We start from the raw sequence: 20,517 nt of genomic DNA on the forward strand, positions 1-20,517 counted from the left end.
ATCGGGTATGATCGTTCCAATGCGGCGCGCCTGCGAGGACGCGTTCGTTACGCCGGGAGGGATCGCGATGTGTGACAGGTGCTCTGAATCTGCGCAGAACAGAATCGCGCCATCGCGGCGATCCGCGATGCTGCTTGCCGCCTCCGCCCTGAGCCTCGCCTTCGCCGGTCGAGTGCTCGCCAAGGAAACCAGGGCGCCGCCCAAACCGCAGAACGTGCTGTCGCCGGACGCCGCGTTGAAGCGGCTGATGGCGGGCAATGCGCGCTATGTCGACGGCGTGTCGCGGCGCCACGATTTCAAGCATGAGCGTGAGGTGCTTGTCGGCGGGCAGAATCCGTTCGCGGCGGTGCTAAGCTGCGCGGACTCGCGCATCGCGCCGGAATACGCCTTCGACACCGGCCGCGGCGATCTCTTCGTCTGCCGCGTCGCCGGTAATTTTGCCGGCGTCGAGACCATTGCCAGCATGGAATATACGGTGGCCGTGCTGGGCTCACCGCTGATCCTCGTGCTCGGCCACGACAATTGCGGCGCGGTCGATGCGACGCTGAAAGCGCTCAAGGACAACAAGCCGCCGCCGGGACACATTCCCTCGCTGGTCGATGCGATCGCGCCCGCGGCCAAGACTGCGATGCAGCAGGGCGGGGATGTGCTCGAAAACGCGATTAGGCAGAACGTAATCGACAACGTCGCGAATCTGAAATCGGCCGCGCCGATCCTCAACGCGGCCGTGGATCAGGGCAAGCTGAAAATAGTGGGCGGCATCTATCGGCTCACGACGGGAACGGTAGACCTGATCGCACAGGGCTGAAACTAAAAGGCTGACCCTGACGTACAAAAAGCCGAAGCTGACGTGACACGCTGCGGCTGGCCGGGTGCCATGCCGCCGCCTTAATCCCAGCCTTTCGTTCAAGTGCCGTTCATCCGGCCGTGCGCCTCATGCGTGGCGATGACTCAACAAGCAATAGCGGGCAAGCAAGCCATGCGTGGGACACACAAGGTCTTCATCTGCTTCCTTCTGCCGATTCTGCTGCTTGCTGCGGGCACGCCCGATGCGGCACGCGCGCAGCAGCAGGAAAAGCGCATCGCGCTCGTGGTCGGCAACGGTGCCTATGCCAAGTCGCCGCTGGCAACCACCGCGAACGACGCCGGCCTGATCGCGCAGACGCTGCAAGCAGCGGGCTTCGACGTGGTTGGCGCGCGCGATCTCGACGGCGACACGCTGCGCAAGAGCTTTCGCGATTTCATCCAGAAGGCGCAGGCCTCCGGTCCCGGCACCGTCGCGATGATCTATCTGGCCGGTTACGGCGTGCAGCTTGCCGGCGAGAACTATTTCATCCCGGTCGATTCCAACATCACGCGCGACACCGACATTCCGACCGAAGGCTTGCGCATCAGCGACTATCTCCGCCAGCTCGCTTCGATTCCGCTCAAGGCTGACATCGTTGTGCTCGATGCGGCGCGCGCGCAGCCCTTCATCGAGGGCGGCCAGCCGATCGCGAGCGGACTGGCATTGGTCGAACCGGATCCGAACATGCTGATCGCCTTCAACGCCGCGCCCGGCACGGTCGCGCCCGAGGAGCCTGGACCTTACGGCGCCTACGCGCAGTCGCTGGCCGAAATGATCCGCACCGGCGGCCTGTCGCTTACCGAGGTGTTCGACCGCGTTCGCCTTCGCGTCAATGACGCCTCCAAAGGCGCGCAGGTGCCCTGGGACGACCAGAAGATCAGCGCGCAATTCTCGTTCTTCGAGCGCGGGCCCGATGCGCCGCCGCCGCAGTCCACGCCGGATCAGGTCGCTGCGACCCGCAACAAGCCGATCCGCGATCTCGGCGTCCAGGATGCCTATGCGGCCGCGCTCGAGCGCGACACGCTGCCGGCCTATGAGGAGTTTCTCGCGGCCTATCCCGGCGACCCGCTCTCCAAGCGCGTGATGGCGATCGTGGCGGCGCGACGCGAAGCCATCACGTGGCGGCGGACCTATCGGACCGACACGCCGGAGGCCTATTGGTCGTATCTGCGCCGCTATTCGCGTGGGCCGCATGCGGGCGATGCACGCCGCCGCCTGGCGATCCTGACGGCACCGGTCGAGCCGCCGCCGAGCTTTGCGATGATCGACTATGACGTGCCGCCACCGCCGCCGGACGAGATCGTCTATGTCGATCGTCCGGTGCTGCTGTTCGGCGATCCCTTGTTCGGCTTCGCACCGCCACCGCCGCCGCCGGTCTACTATCTGCCGCCGCCGCCGCCGGACTTCGTCGTGCTGGCGCCGCCGCTCGCCGTCGTCGGCCTGTTCGTGCTGCCGCAGCCGGTATTCGTGCCGATCCCGGTGTTCGTCAGGCCGCCCGTCTATGTCGCGCCGCCGCCGAACAACATCATCTACCAGAACATCCACAACACCACGGTCATCAACACGGTGATCAACCGGCCACCGCCGACCGGGGCAGGCGGGCTTGCGGCAGGGAGCCTTGCACCTGCCGTCGCCGGCCGCGCGACACCCGCCGGACCGGCCGTGCCGCAGGCGGTTGCCCAACGCGCCGCCCTGATCCAGCAGGGCAAGGCGCCGATGCCGCCAAGCGCGGCCATCCATGCGACCGCGCGGCCGGGCACGCCTCCGGTAACGCCTGCGAATGTCGCTCCGACGGCCCCGCCGCAGACCCGGCTGCCCGAGGCCAACACGCTGCCGGTCCCGGGCGGCCACGGCGGCCCGCCGGCGCCGGTCGGGGCAGGGCCCAACGCTCGGCCCGCGCCAGCGACCGCGACTGCGCCGAACACGACGTTGCCGACCCATACGGGGGCACCGGCCGCTGCCGCGCCGGCCACCGCTACGCCTGCCGCGGGCACCGCGGCGACCGCACCCGGCCAGCCGCCGAAGGTCCCGGTGGCGCAGACCCCGGCCGCGGCCGGCCCTGCCGAACGGGCCAACGAACGCGCCAATGAACGGGCGAAGGCCGCAACACACCAGCCGGCCGGCTCGCCATCTCCGGGAGTCCCGGTTGGGAAGCCTTCGGCCAGCGCCGCAAAGCCGGTGACGTCGCCGGCATCGGCTGCGCACGAGCGGATCAAGCCGCAGAATCAGCCCGTGCAGGCGGCAAGGCCTCCGGCGGCACCCCCGCGGCCTCAGGCCGTGGCGAGGCCCACGCCTCCGCCGCCGCGTGCGGTTGCGCCGCCGCCCCGGCCTCCTGTCGCCGCCGCGCGACCCGCGCCGCCGGCAGCTCGGGCGGCCCCGCCACCACCGCCGCCGCCACGGGTGGCCGCAGCCCCGCCGCGTCCGGCCGCTCCGCCACCGCGCCCCGCTGCGCCGAAGAAATGCCCACCCAACCAGCCCAGGTGCTAGGCTTGGTGTCTGGCCAACCGCCAAGTGGGCGGGCGGTATTCGGGAACGGGCCTTTCGCGGGCGACAAACGCCCTTGAAAGGCCCTTATTTCCTTGCTTCTGGCCGAAATCGCGGTATACAGCGCGCCATCTCACACGGAAGCATGGCTCACAAGGCCGTCCGGTGGCAGCCGGGGCGACAACGCTCCGTTTTGCTCACACGCTTCCGGAGGAACCAACCGGAGAATTAGAACGATGGCACTACCCGATTTCACTATGCGTCAGCTGCTCGAGGCTGGCGTGCACTTTGGTCACCAGTCCCACCGCTGGAATCCGAAAATGGCGCCGTTCATTTTCGGCGCCCGCAACAACATCCACATCGTCGACCTCGCGCAGACCGTGCCGTTGCTGCATCACGCATTGCAGGCGGTCAGCGACACCGTCGCCAAGGGCGGCCGCATCCTGTTCGTCGGCACCAAGCGCCAGGCGCAGGACGGCGTTGCCGATGCGGCCAAGCGTTGCGCGCAGTACTTCGTCAATTCGCGCTGGCTCGGCGGCACGCTGACCAACTGGAAGACGATCTCCGGCTCGATCAAGCGCCTGCGTCACCTCGACGAAGTGCTGGCCGGCGGCGATGCCAGCTCCTACACCAAGAAGGAGCGTCTGACGCTTCAGCGCGAGCGCGACAAGCTCGACCGCTCGCTCGGCGGCATCAAGGACATGGGCGGTCTGCCCGACCTGATCTTCGTGATCGACACCAACAAGGAAGACATCGCGATCCAGGAAGCCCAGCGGCTGAACATCCCGGTCGCCGCGATCGTCGACACCAATTCGGACCCCAAGGGCATCACCTATGTGGTGCCGGGCAATGACGACGCTGGCCGCGCGATCGCGCTCTATTGCGACCTGGTCGCGCGCGCAGCAATCGACGGCATCGGACGTGCCCAGGGCGATTCCGGCATCGACGTCGGCGCGTCGGCCCAGCCGGTCGTCGCCGAAGAGCTGCCGCCCACGACTGGCGGCTTCCAGGGCCTCGCCGGCCCGCGCGGCACCGCCGACGACCTCAAGAAGCTCCCGGGCGTCTCGGGCGCGATCGAGAAGAAGTTCAACGACCTCGGCATCTTCCACTTCTGGCAGCTCGCCGAGCTCGATCACGACACCGCGCACAAGATCGGCGAAGAAGTCGGTCTGCCCAGCCGCGCGGATGCCTGGGTGGCCAAGGCCAAGGCGCTGACCGCGGAAGCGGAATAGTCAAAAAAGAGCGATGGGTTGGCCGGATAAGCTCCGGCCACCATTTCAGTTGACGCGAATTCCTGAAATGGACCGCGGCGGGGCAATTGGATGCCACGCCGCGGCAAACCGGCAGGCAAAAAGGATTTTCAACGATGGCAACGATCACAGCAGCGATGGTCAAGGAGCTGCGCGAGTCGACCGGCGCGGGCATGATGGACTGCAAGGCCGCGCTCACCGAGACCAACGGTGATTTGGAAGCGGCGCAGGACTGGCTGCGCAAGAAGGGTCTCTCGAAGGCCGCCAAGAAGTCGGGCCGCGTCGCGGCCGAGGGCCTGATCGGCGCGCTCACCAAGGGTAGCAAGGGCGTCGTGGTCGAGGTCAACTCCGAGACCGACTTCGTCGCGCGCAACGGTCAGTTCCAGGGCCTGGTCAAGATGATCGCCCAGGTCGCATTCGACGTCGGCGCCGATGTCGAGAAGATCAAGGCCGCAAAGGTCGGCGACGTCACGATCGAAGCCGCGATCAATGACGCGATCGCGACCATCGGCGAGAACATGTCGCTGCGTCGCGCTGCTTCGCTCGAAGTGAGCCAGGGGGTGGTGTCGAGCTACGTCCACGGTGCCGTCATCGACGGCGCCGGCAAGATGGGCGTGATCGTGGCGCTCGAATCGCCCGGCAAGAGCGACGAGCTCGCGACGCTGGGCCGCCAGATCGCGATGCATGTCGCTGCCGCCAACCCGCTCGCGCTCGATCCGTCCGGTCTCGATCCGGCGGTCGTGAAACGCGAGAAGGACGTGCTCGCCGACAAATATCGCCAGCAGGGCAAACCGGAGAACGTGATCGAGAAGATCGTCGAGTCCGGCCTGAAGACCTACTACAAGGAAGTTTGCCTGCTCGAGCAGGCCTTCATCCACGACACCGGCAAGTCGGTGGCGCAGGCGGTGAAGGAGGCCGAGGGCAAGGTCGGCGGCCCCGTGAAGATCGCGGGCTTTGTGCGCTATGCTCTCGGTGAGGGAATCGAGAAGCAGGAATCGGACTTCGCGGCCGAGGTCGCGGCGGCCAGCGGCAAGAAGTAAGCGCCGGAACGTTCCTTCCGGCGTGCCGCCGGAAGCGGCGCCCGGACGAGGAAAGTGCTCATGACTGATCCGGTCTATCGTCGCGTCGTGATCAAGTTGTCCGGCGAATACCTCGCGGGGCAGCAGGGCTTTGGCATCGATCAGCCGACCATCGACCGGGTTGCGGACGATCTGATCGCGGCCCGGCATCTCGGCACCGAGGTCGCCGTCGTGATCGGGGGCGGCAATATCTTTCGCGGCGTCGAAGTCTCCTCCCGTGGCGTGTCACGCCCGACCGGCGACACCATGGGCATGCTCGCCACCATGATGAACTGCCTGGCGCTCGAAGCCACAATCGAGCGCAAGGGCACTCCGGCGCGCACGCTGTCGGCCTTCGTCATGCCCGAGATTTCCGAGCTGTTCACCCGCACCGCAGCACACAAATACCTCGCGGAGGGGCGGATCGTGCTGCTCGGCGGTGGAACCGGTAATCCGTTCTTCACCACCGACACGACGGCGGTGCTGCGCGCCGCCGAGATCGGCGCCGAGGCGGTGCTGAAGGCGACCAATGTCGACGGCGTCTACTCGGCCGACCCGAAGAAGGATCCGACTGCCACGCGATTCGACCGGCTGACGCATTCGCAGGCCGTCGAGGGCGGCTATAAGGTGATGGACGCGACCGCCTTCGCGCTTGCCCGCGAGACGTCGCTGCCTATCATCGTGTTTTCGATCGCGGAGCCCGGTTCGATCGGCGCCATTCTGCGCGGCGCCGGCCACGGGACGATCGTCGCCGGCTGACGGCTCACGGCGCCCGGAAAAGAGGGCGAGGGGCGTGCCGCCGGTTTTTTGAAGGAGAAGCGAGATGGTCACGGGAAATTTCGATATCAACGAAGTGAAGCGCCGCATGCAGGGCGCCGTCCAGTCTCTCAAGCACGAACTCGGCGGCTTGCGCACCGGCCGCGCGTCCGCGTCGATGCTGGATCCGGTCCAGGTCGAAGCCTATGGCAGCCACATGCCACTCAACCAGCTTGCCACCGTCAGCGTGCCCGAGCCGCGGTTGATCTCGGTCCAGGTCTGGGACAAGTCGATGGTCAAGGCGGTCGAGAAAGCGATCGTCGATTCCAATCTCGGCCTGTCGCCGGCGACCGAAGGGCAGGTGTTGCGGCTGCGCATTCCGGAGCTCAACGAGGAGCGGCGCAAGGAACTGGTCAAGGTCGCGCACAAATACGCCGAAGCCGCCAAGGTCGCGGCGCGTCATGTCCGCCGCGACGGTCTCGATGTTCTGAAGAAGCTCGAGAAGAACCACGAGATGTCAGAGGACGACCAGGAGCGTCTGGCCGGCGACGTGCAGAAGGCGACCGACAGCACGATCACCGAGATCGACCAGTTGCTGGCTGCCAAGGAAAAAGAAATCCTCACAGTCTAGAGCGCGACCAATCGCGCTTTAGGTTATTGTTCGCGCATGATCTTTTCGGAGAACCGCTTCGCACTTTGCGCTAGTGCGGCGCTTCGGGTCCGGATCACGCTTTAGGGCCGCCTTCATGTCCAACGCCGCCGCGCCCGTCACGGAAGGACCCGACAGGTCCGAGGCGCCCGCGCATGTTGCCATCATCATGGATGGCAACGGACGCTGGGCCGCGGCGCGCGGATTGCCGCGGGCCGAAGGCCATCGCCGCGGCGTAGAGGCGTTGCGCCGCGTGGTTCGCGCCTCGCACGAGCTCGGCATCCGCTATCTCACCATCTTCTCCTTCAGCTCGGAGAACTGGTCGCGGCCGGCGAGCGAGATCGGCGATCTCTTCGGCCTGCTCCGCCGCTTCATCCGCAACGATCTCGCCAGCCTGCATCGCGACGGCGTCAAGGTGCGCATCATCGGCGAACGGGACGGGCTGGAAGGCGACATCTGTGCACTTCTCAACGAGGCCGAGGAACTGACGCGCGACAACACGCGCCTGACGCTGGTCGTCGCCTTCAATTACGGCTCGCGGCAGGAGATTGCGAAGGCGGCGCAAGTGCTCGCGCGCGAGGTTGCGGAAGGCCGGCGCGATCCGGCCTCGATCGATGCCGAGACACTTGGTGCCCATCTCGACGCGCCGGACATTCCCGATCCCGATCTCATCATCCGCACCAGCGGTGAGCAGCGCCTGTCCAATTTCCTGATGTGGCAGGCCGCCTATAGCGAGCTCGTGTTCGTGCCGATCCACTGGCCCGATTTCGACAAGGCGGCGCTCGAAGGTGCGATCGCCGAATTCGCCAGACGCGAGCGCCGTTTCGGCGGCCTCGTCGCGAAAACCGCCTCGTGAGCGAACCCGACGCCGCGCCGGCCGGCTCCGCGCCCGCCTCGAGCAATCTCGTGATGCGAGTCCTCGCAGCGCTGGTGCTGGCGCCGCTCGCGCTTGTGCTCGCTTATGCCGGTGGCTGGCTCTGGGCGCTTCTCGTCACGCTGGCCTCGATCGGATTGTTCGCGGAATGGCTGACGGTGGTGGGCGCGGGCTCGGTGGTTCTGACCGCGTCCGGGACGGCCGTCCTCGCCATCATGGGCTTCTGCGTTGCCTTCGGCGCGCTCAAGACCGCCGTCATCGCCGGCCTCGTTGGCGGCGCGATCGTGACCCTGCTTGCGCGGGGCATGTTGGTCTGGGCCGCCACTGGTTTCGCCTACGCATCGGCCGCGCTGCTGGCCTCGATCCTGGTGCGGCAGGATCCCGTGAACGGCTTCGCCGCGCTGATGTTCGTGCTGCTCGTGGTGTGGGCGACCGATATCGGCGGCTATTTCGCGGGCCGCGGCATTGGCGGACCGAAGCTGTGGCCGCGGGTCAGCCCCAAGAAGACCTGGGCCGGCGCGTTCGGCAGCTTTGCCGCGAGCCTTGGGGTTGCCGGCGGCTTTGCCGCCTGCGGGATAGGGAAGGCTATTCCGCTGCTGCTCGTGAGCGCTGTCCTGACCGTGGTCTCGCAGCTCGGCGATCTCTTTGAATCCGCCGTGAAGCGGCGCTTTGGGGTCAAGGATTCCAGTCACTTAATTCCCGGTCATGGCGGGCTTCTGGACCGTCTGGACGGCTTTGTCGCTGCCGTCCTGGTGGCATGGATTATCGGCTTCCTCCGCCATGGTGTGCATAGCGCCGGAAGCGGTCTTATGGTTTGGTGAGGATATGAGCGCGGTCCCATTGCGTAACAACAAGGCTGCGGCGACGAGCGTCCGCAGTGTCACGGTCCTTGGTGCCACCGGCTCGATCGGCGACAGCACCATGGACCTGATCCGCGCAGCGCCCGAACGCTACCGGGTTGAGGCGCTGACTGCGAACAGCAATGTCGAGGCGCTGGCAAAGCTCGGCAGAGAATTTTCCGCGCGCTTCGTCGCGATCGCCGACGCCTCCAAGCTTGCTGAGCTCAAAGCCGCGCTGGCAGGAACCAGCACGGAATGCGGCGCCGGCGAAAGCGCGGTGATCGAGGCCGGTGCGCGTCCGGCCGATTGGGTCATGGCGGCGGTCAGCGGTGCGGCCGGACTGAAGCCGGCTTTGGCGGCGGTCGATCGCGGCGCCCATGTTGCGCTCGCCAACAAGGAATGCCTCGTTTGCGCCGGCGACTTTTTCATGCAGCGCGCCGCGAAAGCGGGCGCCTGCATCTTGCCGGCGGATTCCGAGCACAATGCGCTGTTTCAGGCGCTCAGCTCAGGCAATCGCGATGAACTCGTCCGTGTCATCATCACCGCCTCGGGCGGTCCGTTCCGGACCTGGAAGAGCGCCGATATCGAGCAGGCCACGCTGGCCCAGGCGCTGAAGCATCCGAACTGGAGCATGGGCCAGAAGATCACGATCGATTCCGCCTCGATGATGAACAAGGGGCTCGAGGTGATCGAGGCGTCCTATCTGTTCGCGCTGTCACCCGACGAGATCGACGTGCTGGTTCATCCGCAATCGATCATCCACGGCATGGTCGAATTCTCCGATCGCTCGGTCGTGGCCCAGCTCGGCTCGCCCGACATGCGCACGCCGATTGCGCATTGTCTCGGCTGGCCCGACCGCATCAAGGGACCGGCGGCCAAGCTCGATCTGGCCAAGATCGGCCAGTTGACCTTCGAGGCGCCGGATTACGAGCGCTTCCCAGGCCTTCGCCTGGCCTTCGATTCGCTCCGGACCGGGAAAGGGGCGACCACCGTCTACAACGCCGCCAACGAGGTCGCGGTCGCCGCGTTCATTGCCGGCAAAATCCGGTTCGGCGCCATCGCGCGGCTGGTCGAAGCGACGCTCGAGGACTGGGTCCGGAGCGGAAACCAGGCGCCCATGACCTCGGCGGATGACGCAATATCCGTTGACCATGTTTCGCGAAATAGGGCCGCCGCCCTATTGCCTCAAATTGCCTTAAAGGCATCCTAGGTAGTTCGGGGCCAGGGCCTTGCGGCGCTGGATGAGGGAATTCGATGATCGACTTTTTCGTCCACAGTTTCAATACGTTGAGCCATGGGCTCCTCGGTTACGCCGTTCCCTTCCTGTTCGTCCTGACCATCGTCGTGTTCTTCCACGAGCTTGGCCATTTTCTGGTCGCGCGCTGGGCTGGGGTTCGGGTGTTAACCTTTTCGCTCGGTTTCGGGCCTGAGCTGGTTGGCTTCAACGACCGCCACGGCACGCGCTGGAAGATCTCGGCGATCCCGCTCGGCGGCTATGTCAAATTCTTCGGCGACGAGAGCGAGGCCTCGACCCCGTCCGCCCAAACGCTCGCGGCCATGACCGCCGAGGAGCGCGCCGGCAGCTTCCATCACAAGAAGGTCGGCCCGCGCGCCGCCATCGTCGCGGCCGGACCGATCGCCAATTTCATCCTCGGCGCGCTGATTTTCGCGGGCATGGCCTTGTACTATGGCAAGCCGAGCACGATCGCGCGTGTCGACGGCATCGTGGCGGACGGCGCCGCGGCTTCTGCCGGCTTCAAGGTCGGGGATGTCGTCGTGCAGATCGACGGCAAGCCGATCGAGAGCTTTGCGGACATGCAGCGAATCGTGGCGACCAACGCGGGTTCCGCGCTCGTCTTCGAGGTGAAGCGAGACGGCGCACTCGTGTCATTGACCGCGACACCGGCGCTGCTGGAGCGCAAGGATCCGTTCGGCAACAGCCACCGCCTCGGCGTGCTGGGTGTGGAGCACAAATCTCAGGCCGGTGAAACGTCGACCTCGCCGGTCGGTGTGGGCGAGGCGCTGAAGATCGGGGTGGACCAGGTCTGGTTCATCATCAGCAGCACGTTCAAGTTCCTGGGCTCGCTGTTCGTCGGAAACGGCAATCCGAACGAGGTCAGCGGCGTCCTCGGAATCGCGAAAATGTCGGGGCAGGCGGCCAGCGCCGGGTTCCAGTTCGTGATCAATCTCTGCGCCGTGTTGTCGGTCTCGATCGGTCTGTTGAACCTGTTCCCGATCCCGCTGCTCGATGGCGGTCACCTTCTGTTCTACACAGCTGAGGTGGTCCGCGGTCGTCCGCTGTCCGAGCGGACCCAGGAGATGGGGTTCCGGATCGGGCTGGGTCTGGTGCTGATGCTGATGGTGTTCGCGACCTACAACGACATCCTTCGGATGGCCTCGTCCTGATAGGGGCTTTTTTGTGACGTTGCTCTTGGGCAACGTCTTGGATTGAAATTGAAATTGGGGCGCGCTCGGCCGTTTGCGGCGTCGGTGAAATTGGCTACAAGCGGCTTGAACTTGGGGATTCTCCAGACCGGCGTTGGGGTTGGGTCTGGAGCGGAATGATGAGGGCGCGTTGCGCATGATGTTTGGACTGCGACTCCGGGGCGGCTTGCTTGCCACCCTGATCATGTTCGGCGCGGCGGTGGTTGCCCCGGTCGGGGCTGTGTTTGTGTCCTCGTCTGCGCTTGCGCAGACCGTGCAGTCGATTTCCGTCGAGGGAAATCGCCGCGTCGAGGTGGAGACGATCCGCTCCTATTTCAAGCCGGGACCCGGGGGCCGCCTTGATCAAGGCGCCATCGACGACGGCCTCAAGGCGCTGATCGAGACAGGCCTGTTCCAGGACGTGAAGATCAACCGCGGCCCGGGCGGCCAGATCATCGTTTCCGTGGTCGAAAACCCGGTGATCGGTCGCGTCGCCTTCGAGGGCAACAAGAAGATCAAGGACGAGCAGCTCACCGCGGAAATCCAGTCCAAGGCCCGCGGCACGTTCTCTCGTGCCATGGTGCAGTCGGACACGCTGCGTATCGCCGAAATTTACCGTCACTCCGGCCGCTATGACGTGCGTGTCACGCCGGAAATCATCGAGCAGCCGAACAACCGCGTCGACCTCGTCTTCACGGTCGAGGAGGGCGTCAAGACGGGCGTCAAGTCGATCGAGTTCGTCGGCAACAACGCGTTCTCGTCCTACCGCCTCCGGGACATCATCAAGACGCATGAATCGAATCTGCTGAGCTTCCTCGGCAGCAACGACGTCTACGATCCCGATCGGGTCGAGGCCGACCGCGACTTGATTCGCCGCTTCTATCTCAAGAACGGCTTCGCCGACGTCCAGGTCGTGGCCGCGCTCACCGAATATGATCCGGACAAGAAGGGCTTCAACGTCACCTTCAAGATCGAGGAAGGCCAGCAATACCGCGTCGGTGCGGTCGATTTCCGCACCAGCATTGCCAATTTCGACCCGACTACGCTGCGCTCCTTTTCGCGCGTCAATGTCGGCTCGCTCTACAACGTCGAATCGGTCGAGAAGTCGGTCGAGGACATGCAGATCGAGGCCTCACGGCGCGGCTTCGCCTTCGCCGTCGTGCGTCCCGGCGGCGACCGCAATTTCGATGCGCACACCGTGTCGGTGGTGTTCAACATCGACGAGGGTCCGCGTACCTACATCGAGCGCATCAACATCCGCGGCAACACCCGCACGCGCGATTACGTGATCCGTCGCGAGTTCGACCTCTCGGAGGGCGACGCCTACAACCGCGCGCTGGTCGACCGGGCCGAGCGACGCCTGAAGAATCTCGACTATTTCAAGAGCGTGAAGATCACGACGGAACCTGGCTCCTCCAGCGACCGCGTGGTGCTGATCGTCGATCTCGAAGAGAAGTCGACCGGCGATTTCTCGGTGTCGGGCGGTTACTCCACGACCGACGGTGCGCTGGCCGAAGTCTCGATCGCCGAGCGCAACCTGCTCGGCCGCGGCCTGTTCGCCAAGGCGTCAGTGACGTACGGACAGTATGCGCGCGGCTATTCGCTGTCGTTCGTCGAGCCGTACCTGCTCGACTACCGCATCGCGCTGGGCCTCGACTTGTATCAGCGCACCCAGCTCTCCAACAGCTACATCTCCTATGGCACCAAGACGCTGGGCTTCTCGCCGCGCCTCGGCTTCTCCTTGCGTGAAGATCTGGCGCTGCAGCTGCGCTACTCGGTCTACCAGCAGCAAATCACGCTGCCGTCCTACCTGGCGAACTGTAACAACATCGTTGGTTCAGGGGCGTTTAACCCGTCGCCTGCATACGCCAACACGCCGCAAGGTGCCGCGGACATCGCCTCCAGCGGCTACAACTTCGCTGCAACCAACGGCCTAGGCTGCTACAGCGACGGTGAAGCCTCGCTGCCGGTGCGCAAGGAGCTCGCGAATGGCAAGACGCTGACCTCGGCGCTCGGCTACTCGCTGACCTACAACACGCTCGACAACAACAAGAACCCGACCGACGGTTTGATCGTCGACTTCAAGCAGGACTTCGCCGGCGTCGGTGGCGACGTCTCCTATCTGAAGACCGCGGCCGATGCGAAGTACTACCAGTCGCTGGTGTCGGACCTGGTCGGCCTCGTCCATCTCCAGGGCGGCGTCCTGACCAAAGTCGGCAGCGACCTGCGCATGCTCGATCACTTCCAAATGGGTCCGAACCTCGTCCGCGGCTTTGCCCCGAACGGCATCGGCCCGCGCGACCTCAATCCCTACGGCACGCAGGACGCGCTCGGCGGCACCAAGTACTGGGGCGCTTCGCTCGAATTGCAGATGCCGTTCTGGTTCCTGCCCAAGGAAGTGGGCCTGAAGGGTGCGGTCTATGCCGACGCCGGCGGTCTCTACGACTACCAAGGCCCGACGACGTGGGCACTCACTGGCGAAACGACTCGCCCGCCGTCCTGTACGCCTTCGACGATCAATCCAGCGACGCCCGGCACCTGTACCGGCCTGGTCTACGATGACAGCAAGGTGGTGCGATCGTCGGTTGGTGTCGGCTTGATCTGGGCCTCGCCGTTCGGTCCGCTGCGCTTCGACTACGCGGTGCCGCTGACCAAGGGCAAGTATGACCGCACGCAGGAGTTCCGGTTCGGCGGCGGCACGACGTTCTAGCTCGATCAGCAGGGCATGACCCGGCCCTTCGGGAGTTTCTCCGGAATTCCTTTGGGGGCGGGTCTCCAAAAAGATCGTTCTCAATCCACGAGATGAGGCATGATGCGGCCTGGCCGCTTCATGCCGAAGCCGGACCGCGACGGGGTGGAATGGCGCAGCCGACCTTCTTCACAAAACCGCCGGCCTCAGCGCTGGCTGACATCGCCGCGCTCGCCAAGGCGCAACTGGTCGATCCTGCCAAAGGCGACCACGTCATCACAGGCGTCGCTTCGCTCGACGAAGCCGGCCCGATGCATCTGGCATTCTTCGACAACCTGAAATACGCCGACGAGCTCAAGGCCACCAAAGCCGGCGCCTGCTTGGTGAGCCCGCGCTTTGAGGCCCAGGTGCCGGCGCATGTGGCTGTGCTGCGGGTGGCGCAGCCGTTCCGCGCCTTTGTCAGGATCGCGCGCGAATGGCACGGCGACGCGCTCAGGCCGCAATCCTGGGTCGGCCATGACGGCATCGCGCCGTCGGCCATCATCGATCCCTCGGCGCGGCTCGAGGACGGCGTGGTCGTCGATCCTCTGGCCGTGATCGGTCCGGGCGTCGAGATCGGCAGCGGCACGGTGATCGGCGTCGGCGCTGTGATCGGCCCGAGTGTTAAGATCGGCCGGGACTGCAATGTCGGCGCCCGCACCGCGATCCAGTGCGCCCTGATCGGCAACAATGTCCTGATCCATCCCGGCTGCTCGATCGGCCAGGACGGCTACGGCTTCATCTTTTTCGGCCCCGAGGGCCATCTGAAAGTGCCGCAGACCGGACGGGTGCTGATCCAGAACGACGTCGAGGTCGGCGCCAACACCACCATCGACCGCGGCAGCTTGCGCGACACGGTGATCGGCGAGGGCACCAAAATCGACAATCAGGTCCAGATCGGCCACAATGTGACGATCGGCCGGCACTGCCTGCTGGCGGCCCAGATCGGGCTCGCGGGCAGCCTGACCCTCGGCGACAACGTGGCGCTGGGAGCGAAGGTTGGCATCAACAACCACGTCAAGATCGGCGACGGGGCTCAGGTGACGGCCATGAGCGGCGTCAAGGACGACATTCCCGCGGGCGGGCGCTGGGGCGGCTTTTTTGCCAAGCCGACCAGGCAGTGGTTCAAAGAGATTTTGGCGGTGGAGCGCCTGGCGCGCGACGGCAAGGCCGATTCGAAGGATGAGGGACGGGAATGACGGAGGAAGCACCGGTCAGGTTCGCGCTTGTGGACATCAACATGATCCTGCAAACGCTCCCGCACCGCTTTCCGATGCTGCTGATCGACCGCGTGATCAACATCCGCGCCGATTACAGCGGTATCGGCATCAAGAACGTGACCTTCAACGAGCCGCCGTTCCAGGGCCATTTCCCCGATCGTCCGGTCTATCCCGGTGTGATGATGATCGAGGCGATGGCGCAGACGGCGGGCGTGATCGGCATCAAGTCGGTCGAGGGCACTGAGAAGCCGCGGGCGGTCTATTTCCTCACCATCGACAAGTGCAAGTTCCGCAAGCCCGTGATGCCCGGCGATACCATCGAGTACCACATGCGCTCGATCGGCCGCCGCAAGGCCATGTGGTGGTTTCACGGCGACGCCAAGGTCAACGGCGTGGTCGTCGCGGAGGCCGATGTCGGGGCCATGCTGACGGACTGAGGACGACTGGCGAACGGCGAGTAGAGAGTGGCGAATAAGCTGCTCTATTCCGCTCTATTCGCCCATTCGCCGTTCGCTTTGAAACGAGCCGAGATCATACGTCACTGGACAGATCGGCCGAAGTCGCGCTAACCACCGGAAAATCGAGCAACTTCAACATAGTCAGATCTTTTTGATGAGTAAGATTGATCCCGCCGCGCGGGTGGAAGACGGCGCATTGATCGGCGAGGGCACCGAGATCGGGCCCTATTGCATCATCGGCCGCAACGCCAGGATCGGGGCGAACTGCAAGCTGATCGGACAGGTTACCGTCATCGGCCACACGTCGATCGGTGATGGCTGCGTGATCTCCCCGTTCGCGGTGCTGGGCGGCGCGCCGCAGGATCTCAGCTACAAGGGCGAGCCGACCACGCTCGAGATCGGTTCCGGCAACATCATCCGCGAAGGCGCGACGATGAACGTCGGCACCGTCAAGGGCGGCGGCAAGACGCGCGTCGGCAACGACGGCTATTTCATGAACAACAGCCATGTCGGCCATGACTGCATGGTCGGCAACAACGCGATCTTCGCGACTTCGGCGACGCTCGGCGGCCATTGCGAGATCGGCGACGCCGTCTATGTCGGCGGGCTATCGGCGGTGCACCAGTTCACCCGCATCGGGTCCTATGTGATGGTCGGCGGCCTCTCGGGCGTGCGCGACGACATCATCCCGTACGGGCTCGCCAACGGCCAATATGCGGTGCTGGAGAGTCTCAACCTGATCGGCATGAAGCGGCGCAAGTTCACCAAGGAACGCCTCGCCACCGTGCGCGCGTTCTATCAGAAGCTTTTCCACGGTCCCGGCATATTCGCCGAGCGGCTGGAGGCGGTACGGCCGCTTGCGAGCGACGATCCGGCCATCGCCGAGATCATCGACTTCATCGGCAAGGGCAAGCGCCCGCTGTGTCTTCCCGCCGTCGAAAAGTGACCCTGGGATGGCCGCGGACATGACATCGGCGGCTTCGGAGATTTCATCGCCGGTCGGCGTGGTCGCAGGCGGCGGCGCCATGCCGTTCGCGGTCGCCTCGTCGCTCGCCGCGCGCGGCATTACTCCGGTGCTGTTTCCGCTGCGCGGCGCGTGCGATCCCGCGCAGCTGGAAAAATTCCGCCATCGCTGGATTTCGGTCGGCCAGCTCGGCCGCGCGATGCGGCTGTTTCGTGAGGAAGGCTGCCGCGACCTGATCTTCATCGGCACGCTGGTGCGGCCTTCGCTGTCAGAGATCCGGTTCGACTTCACGACCTTGCGGCTGCTCGGCAACGTCATCCGCGCCTTCCGCGGCGGCGACGATCATCTGCTGTCCGGCGTCGGTCGCATTCTCGAGCAAGGCGGCTTCCGCATGGTCGGCATCAAGGATGTCGCGCCCGACCTCCTGATGCCCGAAGGCTGCATCACCCGCGCCTGGCCGAACGACAACGGCAAGAGCGATATCGAGCGCGGGCGTGCGGTGCTGACTGCGCTGGGGCCGTTCGACATCGGGCAGGCTGCTGTCGTGATCGACGGCCACGTGGTGGCGGTCGAGGATATCGAGGGCACTGATGCGCTGCTTGCGCGCGTGGCGCGCCTGCGCGAGGAGGGGCGCATCCGCGCCGCCACAGGACGCGGCGTGCTGGTGAAGGCGCCGAAGAGCAGCCAGGACTTGCGCTTCGACCTGCCGACGATTGGGGCACGCACCATCGAGGGCGTTGCAGCCGCCGGCCTCGCCGGGATCGCCGTGATCGCCGGCAACACCATTGCCGCCGAGCCGCAGGCGATGATCGCGCTCGCCGACGCAAAGTACCTGTTCGTCATTGGCCTGCCGGCGTGATGCAGAGCCGCGATCCCAAGCGGAAGATCTTTCTCATCGCGACGGAGGAATCCGGCGATCGGCTCGGTTCGGCGCTGATGAAGGTGCTGCGCCAGCGGCTCGGAGACGGCGTGCGGTTCGAAGGCGTCGGCGGCAGCACCATGGCGCGGGAAGGGCTGGTCTCGCTGTTCCCGATCGATGAACTGTCGATCGTCGGCTTCGCCGCGGTGGTGCAGCAACTGCCGAAGATCCTGCGCCTGATCCGCGAGACCGCGGCTGCGGTGACCGAGGCCGCGCCTGACGCGCTCGTCATCATCGACAGCCCCGATTTCACCCATCGCGTCGCCCGCCGCGTGCGGGCGCGCAATCCGGCGATCCCGGTGGTCGATTACGTCTCGCCGTCGGTCTGGGCGTGGCGGCCGGGCCGGGCGCGCGCCATGCTCGCCTATGTCGATCACGTGCTAGCTCTGTTGCCGTTCGAGCCGGAGGAATATCGCAAGCTGAGGGGCCCGCCTTGCAGCTATGTCGGCCATCCCCTGATCGAGCAATTGCCGTTGCTGCGGCCGAACGCCGAAGAGCAGTTACGCCGCGACGCGGAGCCGCCGGTTCTGCTCGTGCTGCCCGGCAGCCGCCGCAGCGAGATCAGACATCACCTCGAGGTGTTCGGCGCGACGCTCGGCCGATTGCGCGCCGAGGGCCGCGCGTTCGAGCTGTTGCTGCCGACCATGCCGCATCTCGAATCCACCGTCCGAGAGGGCGTCGCCAGTTGGCCGGTCAAGCCGCGGATCGTGGTCGGCGAAACCGAGAAGCGCGCCGCCTTCCGCGTAGCGCGCGCGGCGTTGGCGAAATCCGGGACGGTGACGCTGGAGCTCGCGCTATCAGGCATTCCGATGGTGACGGCCTATCGGGTCGGCGCGATCGAGGCCTTCATCCTGCGCCGCGCCGTCAAGGTCTCGTCTGTGATCCTCGCCAATCTCGTGATCGGCAAGGACGTGATCCCCGAGTTCCTGCAAGAGGACTGTACGCCGGAGAAGCTCGCGCCCGCGCTGTCCGAGGTGCTGACGGATTCGCCGTTGCGCCGGCAGCAAGTCGAAGCGTTTGCCCAGCTCGACGCCATCATGTCGACCGGCAACACATCGCCGAGCGTGCTCGCCGCCGACATCGTGCTCGCGACGATGCGCAAGGTGCTGCGATAGACGATGATCTTGTCGGGTGGGCACGCTGCGTTTTGTCCACCCTGCATATTAGCCGAGACCGCCGTCGACCTGAAAGCATTGACGCGTGATGCGCTGGCTCGCGTCGGAAGCCAAAAACAGCGCCATGTTCGCGATATCGTCGGGCGTTACCGCATCGGGAACGGCTTGGCGCGTGCGCAGCTCGGCGATCGCCTGCTCGTCCGGATACCACAGCCGGCGCTGGCGCTCCGTGATCACCATGCCCGGCGCAATCGCGTTGACGCGGATGCGGTCGGGGCCGACCAGCCGCGCCAGCGAATTGGTGAAGCCGACGATCGCCGCCTTGGCCGCCGCGTACACCGGAAGTGCCGGCGCTCCGCGCATCCAGGCAATCGACGACATGTTGATGATCGAGCCGCCGCCGCGCGCCCGCATCTGCGGCACCACCGTCTGTGCGGCAAAGAAGACGTGCTTGAGGTTGACGCCGATCATCCAGTCGAATTCGGATGGCGTGACGTCCGTAAGCACCTGGCGCTGATCATTGGCGGCGTTGTTGACGAGGACCGCGGCATCGCCAAGCGATCCCTGGATTTGGGCCATGGCGGCGCGCAAGGCGTCGATGTCCAGGAGGTCGCAGGGCACGAACAGCGGCGCGGCGCCGGAGGTGCCGGCCAGCTCCTGAACCAGCGCCTTGCCGGCGTCCGCATCGACGTCGAGGAAAGCGACACGTGCGCCCTGCGCTGCGAATGCGCGCACGAAGGCAGCGCCGATGCCGCTGGCGCCCCCGGTGATCAGCACCACGCGCTCCGCGAGGCCGGCATAGCTCGTCTTGGTCATGCGATCAGTCGCTCCGTCTCGGGGTCGAACAGGCAAATGCGGCGGGTGTCGAGCGCGAAGGGAGCAGGCGCGCCCGGCGTGGGGCGGATATCCGGCGTGATGCGCGCCAGCGCCGGCTCGCCGCCGAGCCGCAGCAGGACAATGGTCTCCGCGCCAGTGGGCTCGACCATCTCGACAGGCGCGGAGACGATAACGGGCGCGCCCACGGCACCGGAGAACACGCGGTCTCCCTCGGCGATGCATTCCGGCCGGATTCCGAGCACGACCTCGCGGCCGACGTAAGGCGCCGCGGCATCGTAGCCTTGCAGACGAAGGCGCACCTCATCCGGCCGTCCCGCACCGATCACGATCATTGGCCCGCCGGCATCGGCCTCGAGCCGGGCCGGCATCGTGTTCATGGGTGGAGAGCCCATGAAGCGGGCGACGAACAGATTGGCGGGATAGCGGTAAACCGTGTCCGGATCGGCGAATTGCTGCACCACGCCCCGGTGCATCACGGCGATGCGCGTTGCCATCGTCATCGCCTCGATCTGGTCGTGGGTGACATAGACGATGGTGGCGCCAATGCGCTGATGCAGCCGCTTGATCTCCATCCGCATCTCGACCCGCAGCTTGGCATCGAGATTGGAGAGTGGCTCGTCGAACAGGAAAAGCAGGGGATCGCGTACCAGCGCCCGGCCCATCGCCACGCGCTGGCGCTGGCCGCCGGACAATTGCGACGGCTTGCGGCCGAGCAGGGGCTCGATCTGGAGCAGCCGGGCCACATTCGCCACGGCCTTCTCCTGCTCCGCCTTGGCGACGCGTCGGCATTCCATGCCGAAGGTGATGTTCTGGCGCACCGTCATCGAGGGATAGAGCGCATAGGACTGGAACACCATGGCGATGTCGCGGTCCTTGGGCGGGACGTCGTTGACGACGCGCCCGCCGATTTCCACCGTCCCTTCGCTCGGACGATCGAGCCCAGCGATGATGTTGAGCAGAGTGGACTTACCGCAGCCGGATGGCCCGACCAGCACGGTGAATTCGCCGCTCTCGATGTCGAGGTCGATGCTCTTCAGAACCTCCAGATTGGCGTAGCGCTTCGACAGGGCGCGAATGCTCAGTGCTGCCATGACG

18 protein-coding genes are annotated in these 20,517 nt (G+C 65.6%); 16 read left to right on the forward strand and 2 right to left on the reverse strand.

What is annotated here, in order from left to right; translation table 11 throughout:
• Positions 1-67: 67 nt before the first annotated feature.
• From AC0L2O_RS09805 to lpxB, 16 genes are all read left to right on the forward strand, one after another.
• The gene (locus AC0L2O_RS09805) at positions 68-808 is read left to right on the forward strand and encodes a carbonic anhydrase (protein ID WP_473369583.1); all 741 of its coding nucleotides are present in this window, start codon (positions 68-70) and stop codon (positions 806-808) included.
• A 171-nt stretch (positions 809-979) separates the two neighbouring features.
• Positions 980-3,334 (forward strand): caspase family protein, encoded by a 2,355-nt coding sequence (locus AC0L2O_RS09810; protein ID WP_473369584.1) that lies wholly within the window; start codon positions 980-982, stop codon positions 3,332-3,334.
• Between the two features lie 233 nt (positions 3,335-3,567).
• Positions 3,568-4,563 (forward strand): 30S ribosomal protein S2, encoded by a 996-nt coding sequence (locus tag AC0L2O_RS09815; RefSeq protein ID WP_369723419.1) that lies wholly within the window; start codon positions 3,568-3,570, stop codon positions 4,561-4,563.
• A gap of 134 nt (positions 4,564-4,697) precedes the next feature.
• Complete coding sequence (gene tsf / locus AC0L2O_RS09820) at positions 4,698-5,621, forward strand: translation elongation factor Ts (protein WP_409188573.1); 924 nt, start codon at positions 4,698-4,700, stop codon at positions 5,619-5,621.
• Between the two features lie 60 nt (positions 5,622-5,681).
• Positions 5,682-6,398, forward strand: coding sequence for a UMP kinase (pyrH, locus tag AC0L2O_RS09825; protein ID WP_409188574.1), 717 nt, complete (start codon positions 5,682-5,684; stop codon positions 6,396-6,398).
• Positions 6,399-6,462: 64 nt separating this feature from the next.
• Positions 6,463-7,026, forward strand: a complete 564-nt coding sequence (gene frr / locus AC0L2O_RS09830) for a ribosome recycling factor (protein WP_369723421.1) — start codon at positions 6,463-6,465, stop codon at positions 7,024-7,026.
• 115 nt (positions 7,027-7,141) lie between these two features.
• Positions 7,142-7,900, forward strand: coding sequence for an isoprenyl transferase (locus tag AC0L2O_RS09835; protein ID WP_369723422.1), 759 nt, complete (start codon positions 7,142-7,144; stop codon positions 7,898-7,900).
• Positions 7,897-8,739 (forward strand): phosphatidate cytidylyltransferase, encoded by an 843-nt coding sequence (locus AC0L2O_RS09840; protein WP_473369585.1) that lies wholly within the window; start codon positions 7,897-7,899, stop codon positions 8,737-8,739. Before AC0L2O_RS09835 ends, AC0L2O_RS09840 begins: the two co-directional genes overlap by 4 nt.
• A 4-nt stretch (positions 8,740-8,743) precedes the next feature.
• A complete protein-coding gene (gene dxr, locus AC0L2O_RS09845; protein ID WP_473369586.1) occupies positions 8,744-9,967 on the forward strand; it encodes a 1-deoxy-D-xylulose-5-phosphate reductoisomerase in 1,224 nt (407 codons plus the stop codon).
• Between the two features lie 44 nt (positions 9,968-10,011).
• Positions 10,012-11,163: an RIP metalloprotease RseP gene (rseP, locus tag AC0L2O_RS09850; protein ID WP_473369587.1), complete on the forward strand. Its 1,152-nt coding sequence runs from the start codon at positions 10,012-10,014 to the stop codon at positions 11,161-11,163.
• A gap of 175 nt (positions 11,164-11,338) precedes the next feature.
• Positions 11,339-13,891 (forward strand): outer membrane protein assembly factor BamA, encoded by a 2,553-nt coding sequence (bamA, locus tag AC0L2O_RS09855; RefSeq protein ID WP_473369588.1) that lies wholly within the window; start codon positions 11,339-11,341, stop codon positions 13,889-13,891.
• A 149-nt stretch (positions 13,892-14,040) separates the two neighbouring features.
• A complete protein-coding gene (gene lpxD, locus AC0L2O_RS09860; RefSeq protein ID WP_473369589.1) occupies positions 14,041-15,108 on the forward strand; it encodes a UDP-3-O-(3-hydroxymyristoyl)glucosamine N-acyltransferase in 1,068 nt (355 codons plus the stop codon).
• Positions 15,105-15,566: a 3-hydroxyacyl-ACP dehydratase FabZ gene (fabZ, locus tag AC0L2O_RS09865; protein ID WP_409188580.1), complete on the forward strand. Its 462-nt coding sequence runs from the start codon at positions 15,105-15,107 to the stop codon at positions 15,564-15,566. Before lpxD ends, fabZ begins: the two co-directional genes overlap by 4 nt.
• A gap of 175 nt (positions 15,567-15,741) precedes the next feature.
• Positions 15,742-16,533 carry an acyl-ACP--UDP-N-acetylglucosamine O-acyltransferase gene (gene lpxA, locus AC0L2O_RS09870; protein WP_369723425.1) on the forward strand — a complete coding sequence of 264 codons (792 nt, stop codon included), beginning with the start codon at positions 15,742-15,744 and terminating at the stop codon, positions 16,531-16,533.
• Between the two features lie 19 nt (positions 16,534-16,552).
• Positions 16,553-17,410 carry an LpxI family protein gene (locus AC0L2O_RS09875; protein ID WP_473369590.1) on the forward strand — a complete coding sequence of 286 codons (858 nt, stop codon included), beginning with the start codon at positions 16,553-16,555 and terminating at the stop codon, positions 17,408-17,410.
• The gene (gene lpxB / locus AC0L2O_RS09880; protein ID WP_473369591.1) at positions 17,407-18,585 is read left to right on the forward strand and encodes a lipid-A-disaccharide synthase; all 1,179 of its coding nucleotides are present in this window, start codon (positions 17,407-17,409) and stop codon (positions 18,583-18,585) included. The genes AC0L2O_RS09875 and lpxB overlap by 4 nt, the downstream gene beginning before the upstream one ends.
• A 48-nt stretch (positions 18,586-18,633) precedes the next feature.
• On the opposite strand, the gene AC0L2O_RS09885 is transcribed toward lpxB, so the two are convergent.
• Both AC0L2O_RS09885 and AC0L2O_RS09890 read right to left on the reverse strand, forming a co-directional pair.
• Positions 18,634-19,401 (reverse strand): SDR family NAD(P)-dependent oxidoreductase, encoded by a 768-nt coding sequence (locus tag AC0L2O_RS09885; RefSeq protein WP_473369592.1) that lies wholly within the window; start codon positions 19,399-19,401, stop codon positions 18,634-18,636.
• Positions 19,398-20,513: an ABC transporter ATP-binding protein gene (locus tag AC0L2O_RS09890; RefSeq protein ID WP_473369593.1), complete on the reverse strand. Its 1,116-nt coding sequence runs from the start codon at positions 20,511-20,513 to the stop codon at positions 19,398-19,400. Before AC0L2O_RS09890 ends, AC0L2O_RS09885 begins: the two co-directional genes overlap by 4 nt.
• Positions 20,514-20,517 lie beyond the last annotated feature (4 nt).

The sequence above is a fragment of the Bradyrhizobium sp. Kon10 genome, assembly GCF_055807395.1.

Bases quoted from the DNA above. Each gene is read 5' to 3' on its own strand.
- AC0L2O_RS09805 (WP_473369583.1), top strand. From the start codon at position 68: ATGTGTGACAGGTGCTCTGAATCTGCGCAGAACAGAATCGCGCCATCG.
- AC0L2O_RS09810 (WP_473369584.1), top strand. From the start codon at position 980: ATGCGTGGGACACACAAGGTCTTCATCTGCTTCCTTCTGCCGATTCTG.
- AC0L2O_RS09815 (WP_369723419.1), top strand. From the start codon at position 3,568: ATGGCACTACCCGATTTCACTATGCGTCAGCTGCTCGAGGCTGGCGTG.
- tsf (WP_409188573.1), top strand. From the start codon at position 4,698: ATGGCAACGATCACAGCAGCGATGGTCAAGGAGCTGCGCGAGTCGACC.
- pyrH (WP_409188574.1), top strand. From the start codon at position 5,682: ATGACTGATCCGGTCTATCGTCGCGTCGTGATCAAGTTGTCCGGCGAA.
- frr (WP_369723421.1), top strand. From the start codon at position 6,463: ATGGTCACGGGAAATTTCGATATCAACGAAGTGAAGCGCCGCATGCAG.
- AC0L2O_RS09835 (WP_369723422.1), top strand. From the start codon at position 7,142: ATGTCCAACGCCGCCGCGCCCGTCACGGAAGGACCCGACAGGTCCGAG.
- dxr (WP_473369586.1), top strand. From the start codon at position 8,744: ATGAGCGCGGTCCCATTGCGTAACAACAAGGCTGCGGCGACGAGCGTC.
- rseP (WP_473369587.1), top strand. From the start codon at position 10,012: ATGATCGACTTTTTCGTCCACAGTTTCAATACGTTGAGCCATGGGCTC.
- bamA (WP_473369588.1), top strand. From the start codon at position 11,339: ATGATGTTTGGACTGCGACTCCGGGGCGGCTTGCTTGCCACCCTGATC.
- lpxD (WP_473369589.1), top strand. From the start codon at position 14,041: ATGGCGCAGCCGACCTTCTTCACAAAACCGCCGGCCTCAGCGCTGGCT.
- fabZ (WP_409188580.1), top strand. From the start codon at position 15,105: ATGACGGAGGAAGCACCGGTCAGGTTCGCGCTTGTGGACATCAACATG.
- lpxA (WP_369723425.1), top strand. From the start codon at position 15,742: ATGAGTAAGATTGATCCCGCCGCGCGGGTGGAAGACGGCGCATTGATC.
- AC0L2O_RS09875 (WP_473369590.1), top strand. From the start codon at position 16,553: ATGACATCGGCGGCTTCGGAGATTTCATCGCCGGTCGGCGTGGTCGCA.
- AC0L2O_RS09885 (WP_473369592.1), bottom strand. From the start codon at position 19,401: ATGACCAAGACGAGCTATGCCGGCCTCGCGGAGCGCGTGGTGCTGATC.
- AC0L2O_RS09890 (WP_473369593.1), bottom strand. From the start codon at position 20,513: ATGGCAGCACTGAGCATTCGCGCCCTGTCGAAGCGCTACGCCAATCTG.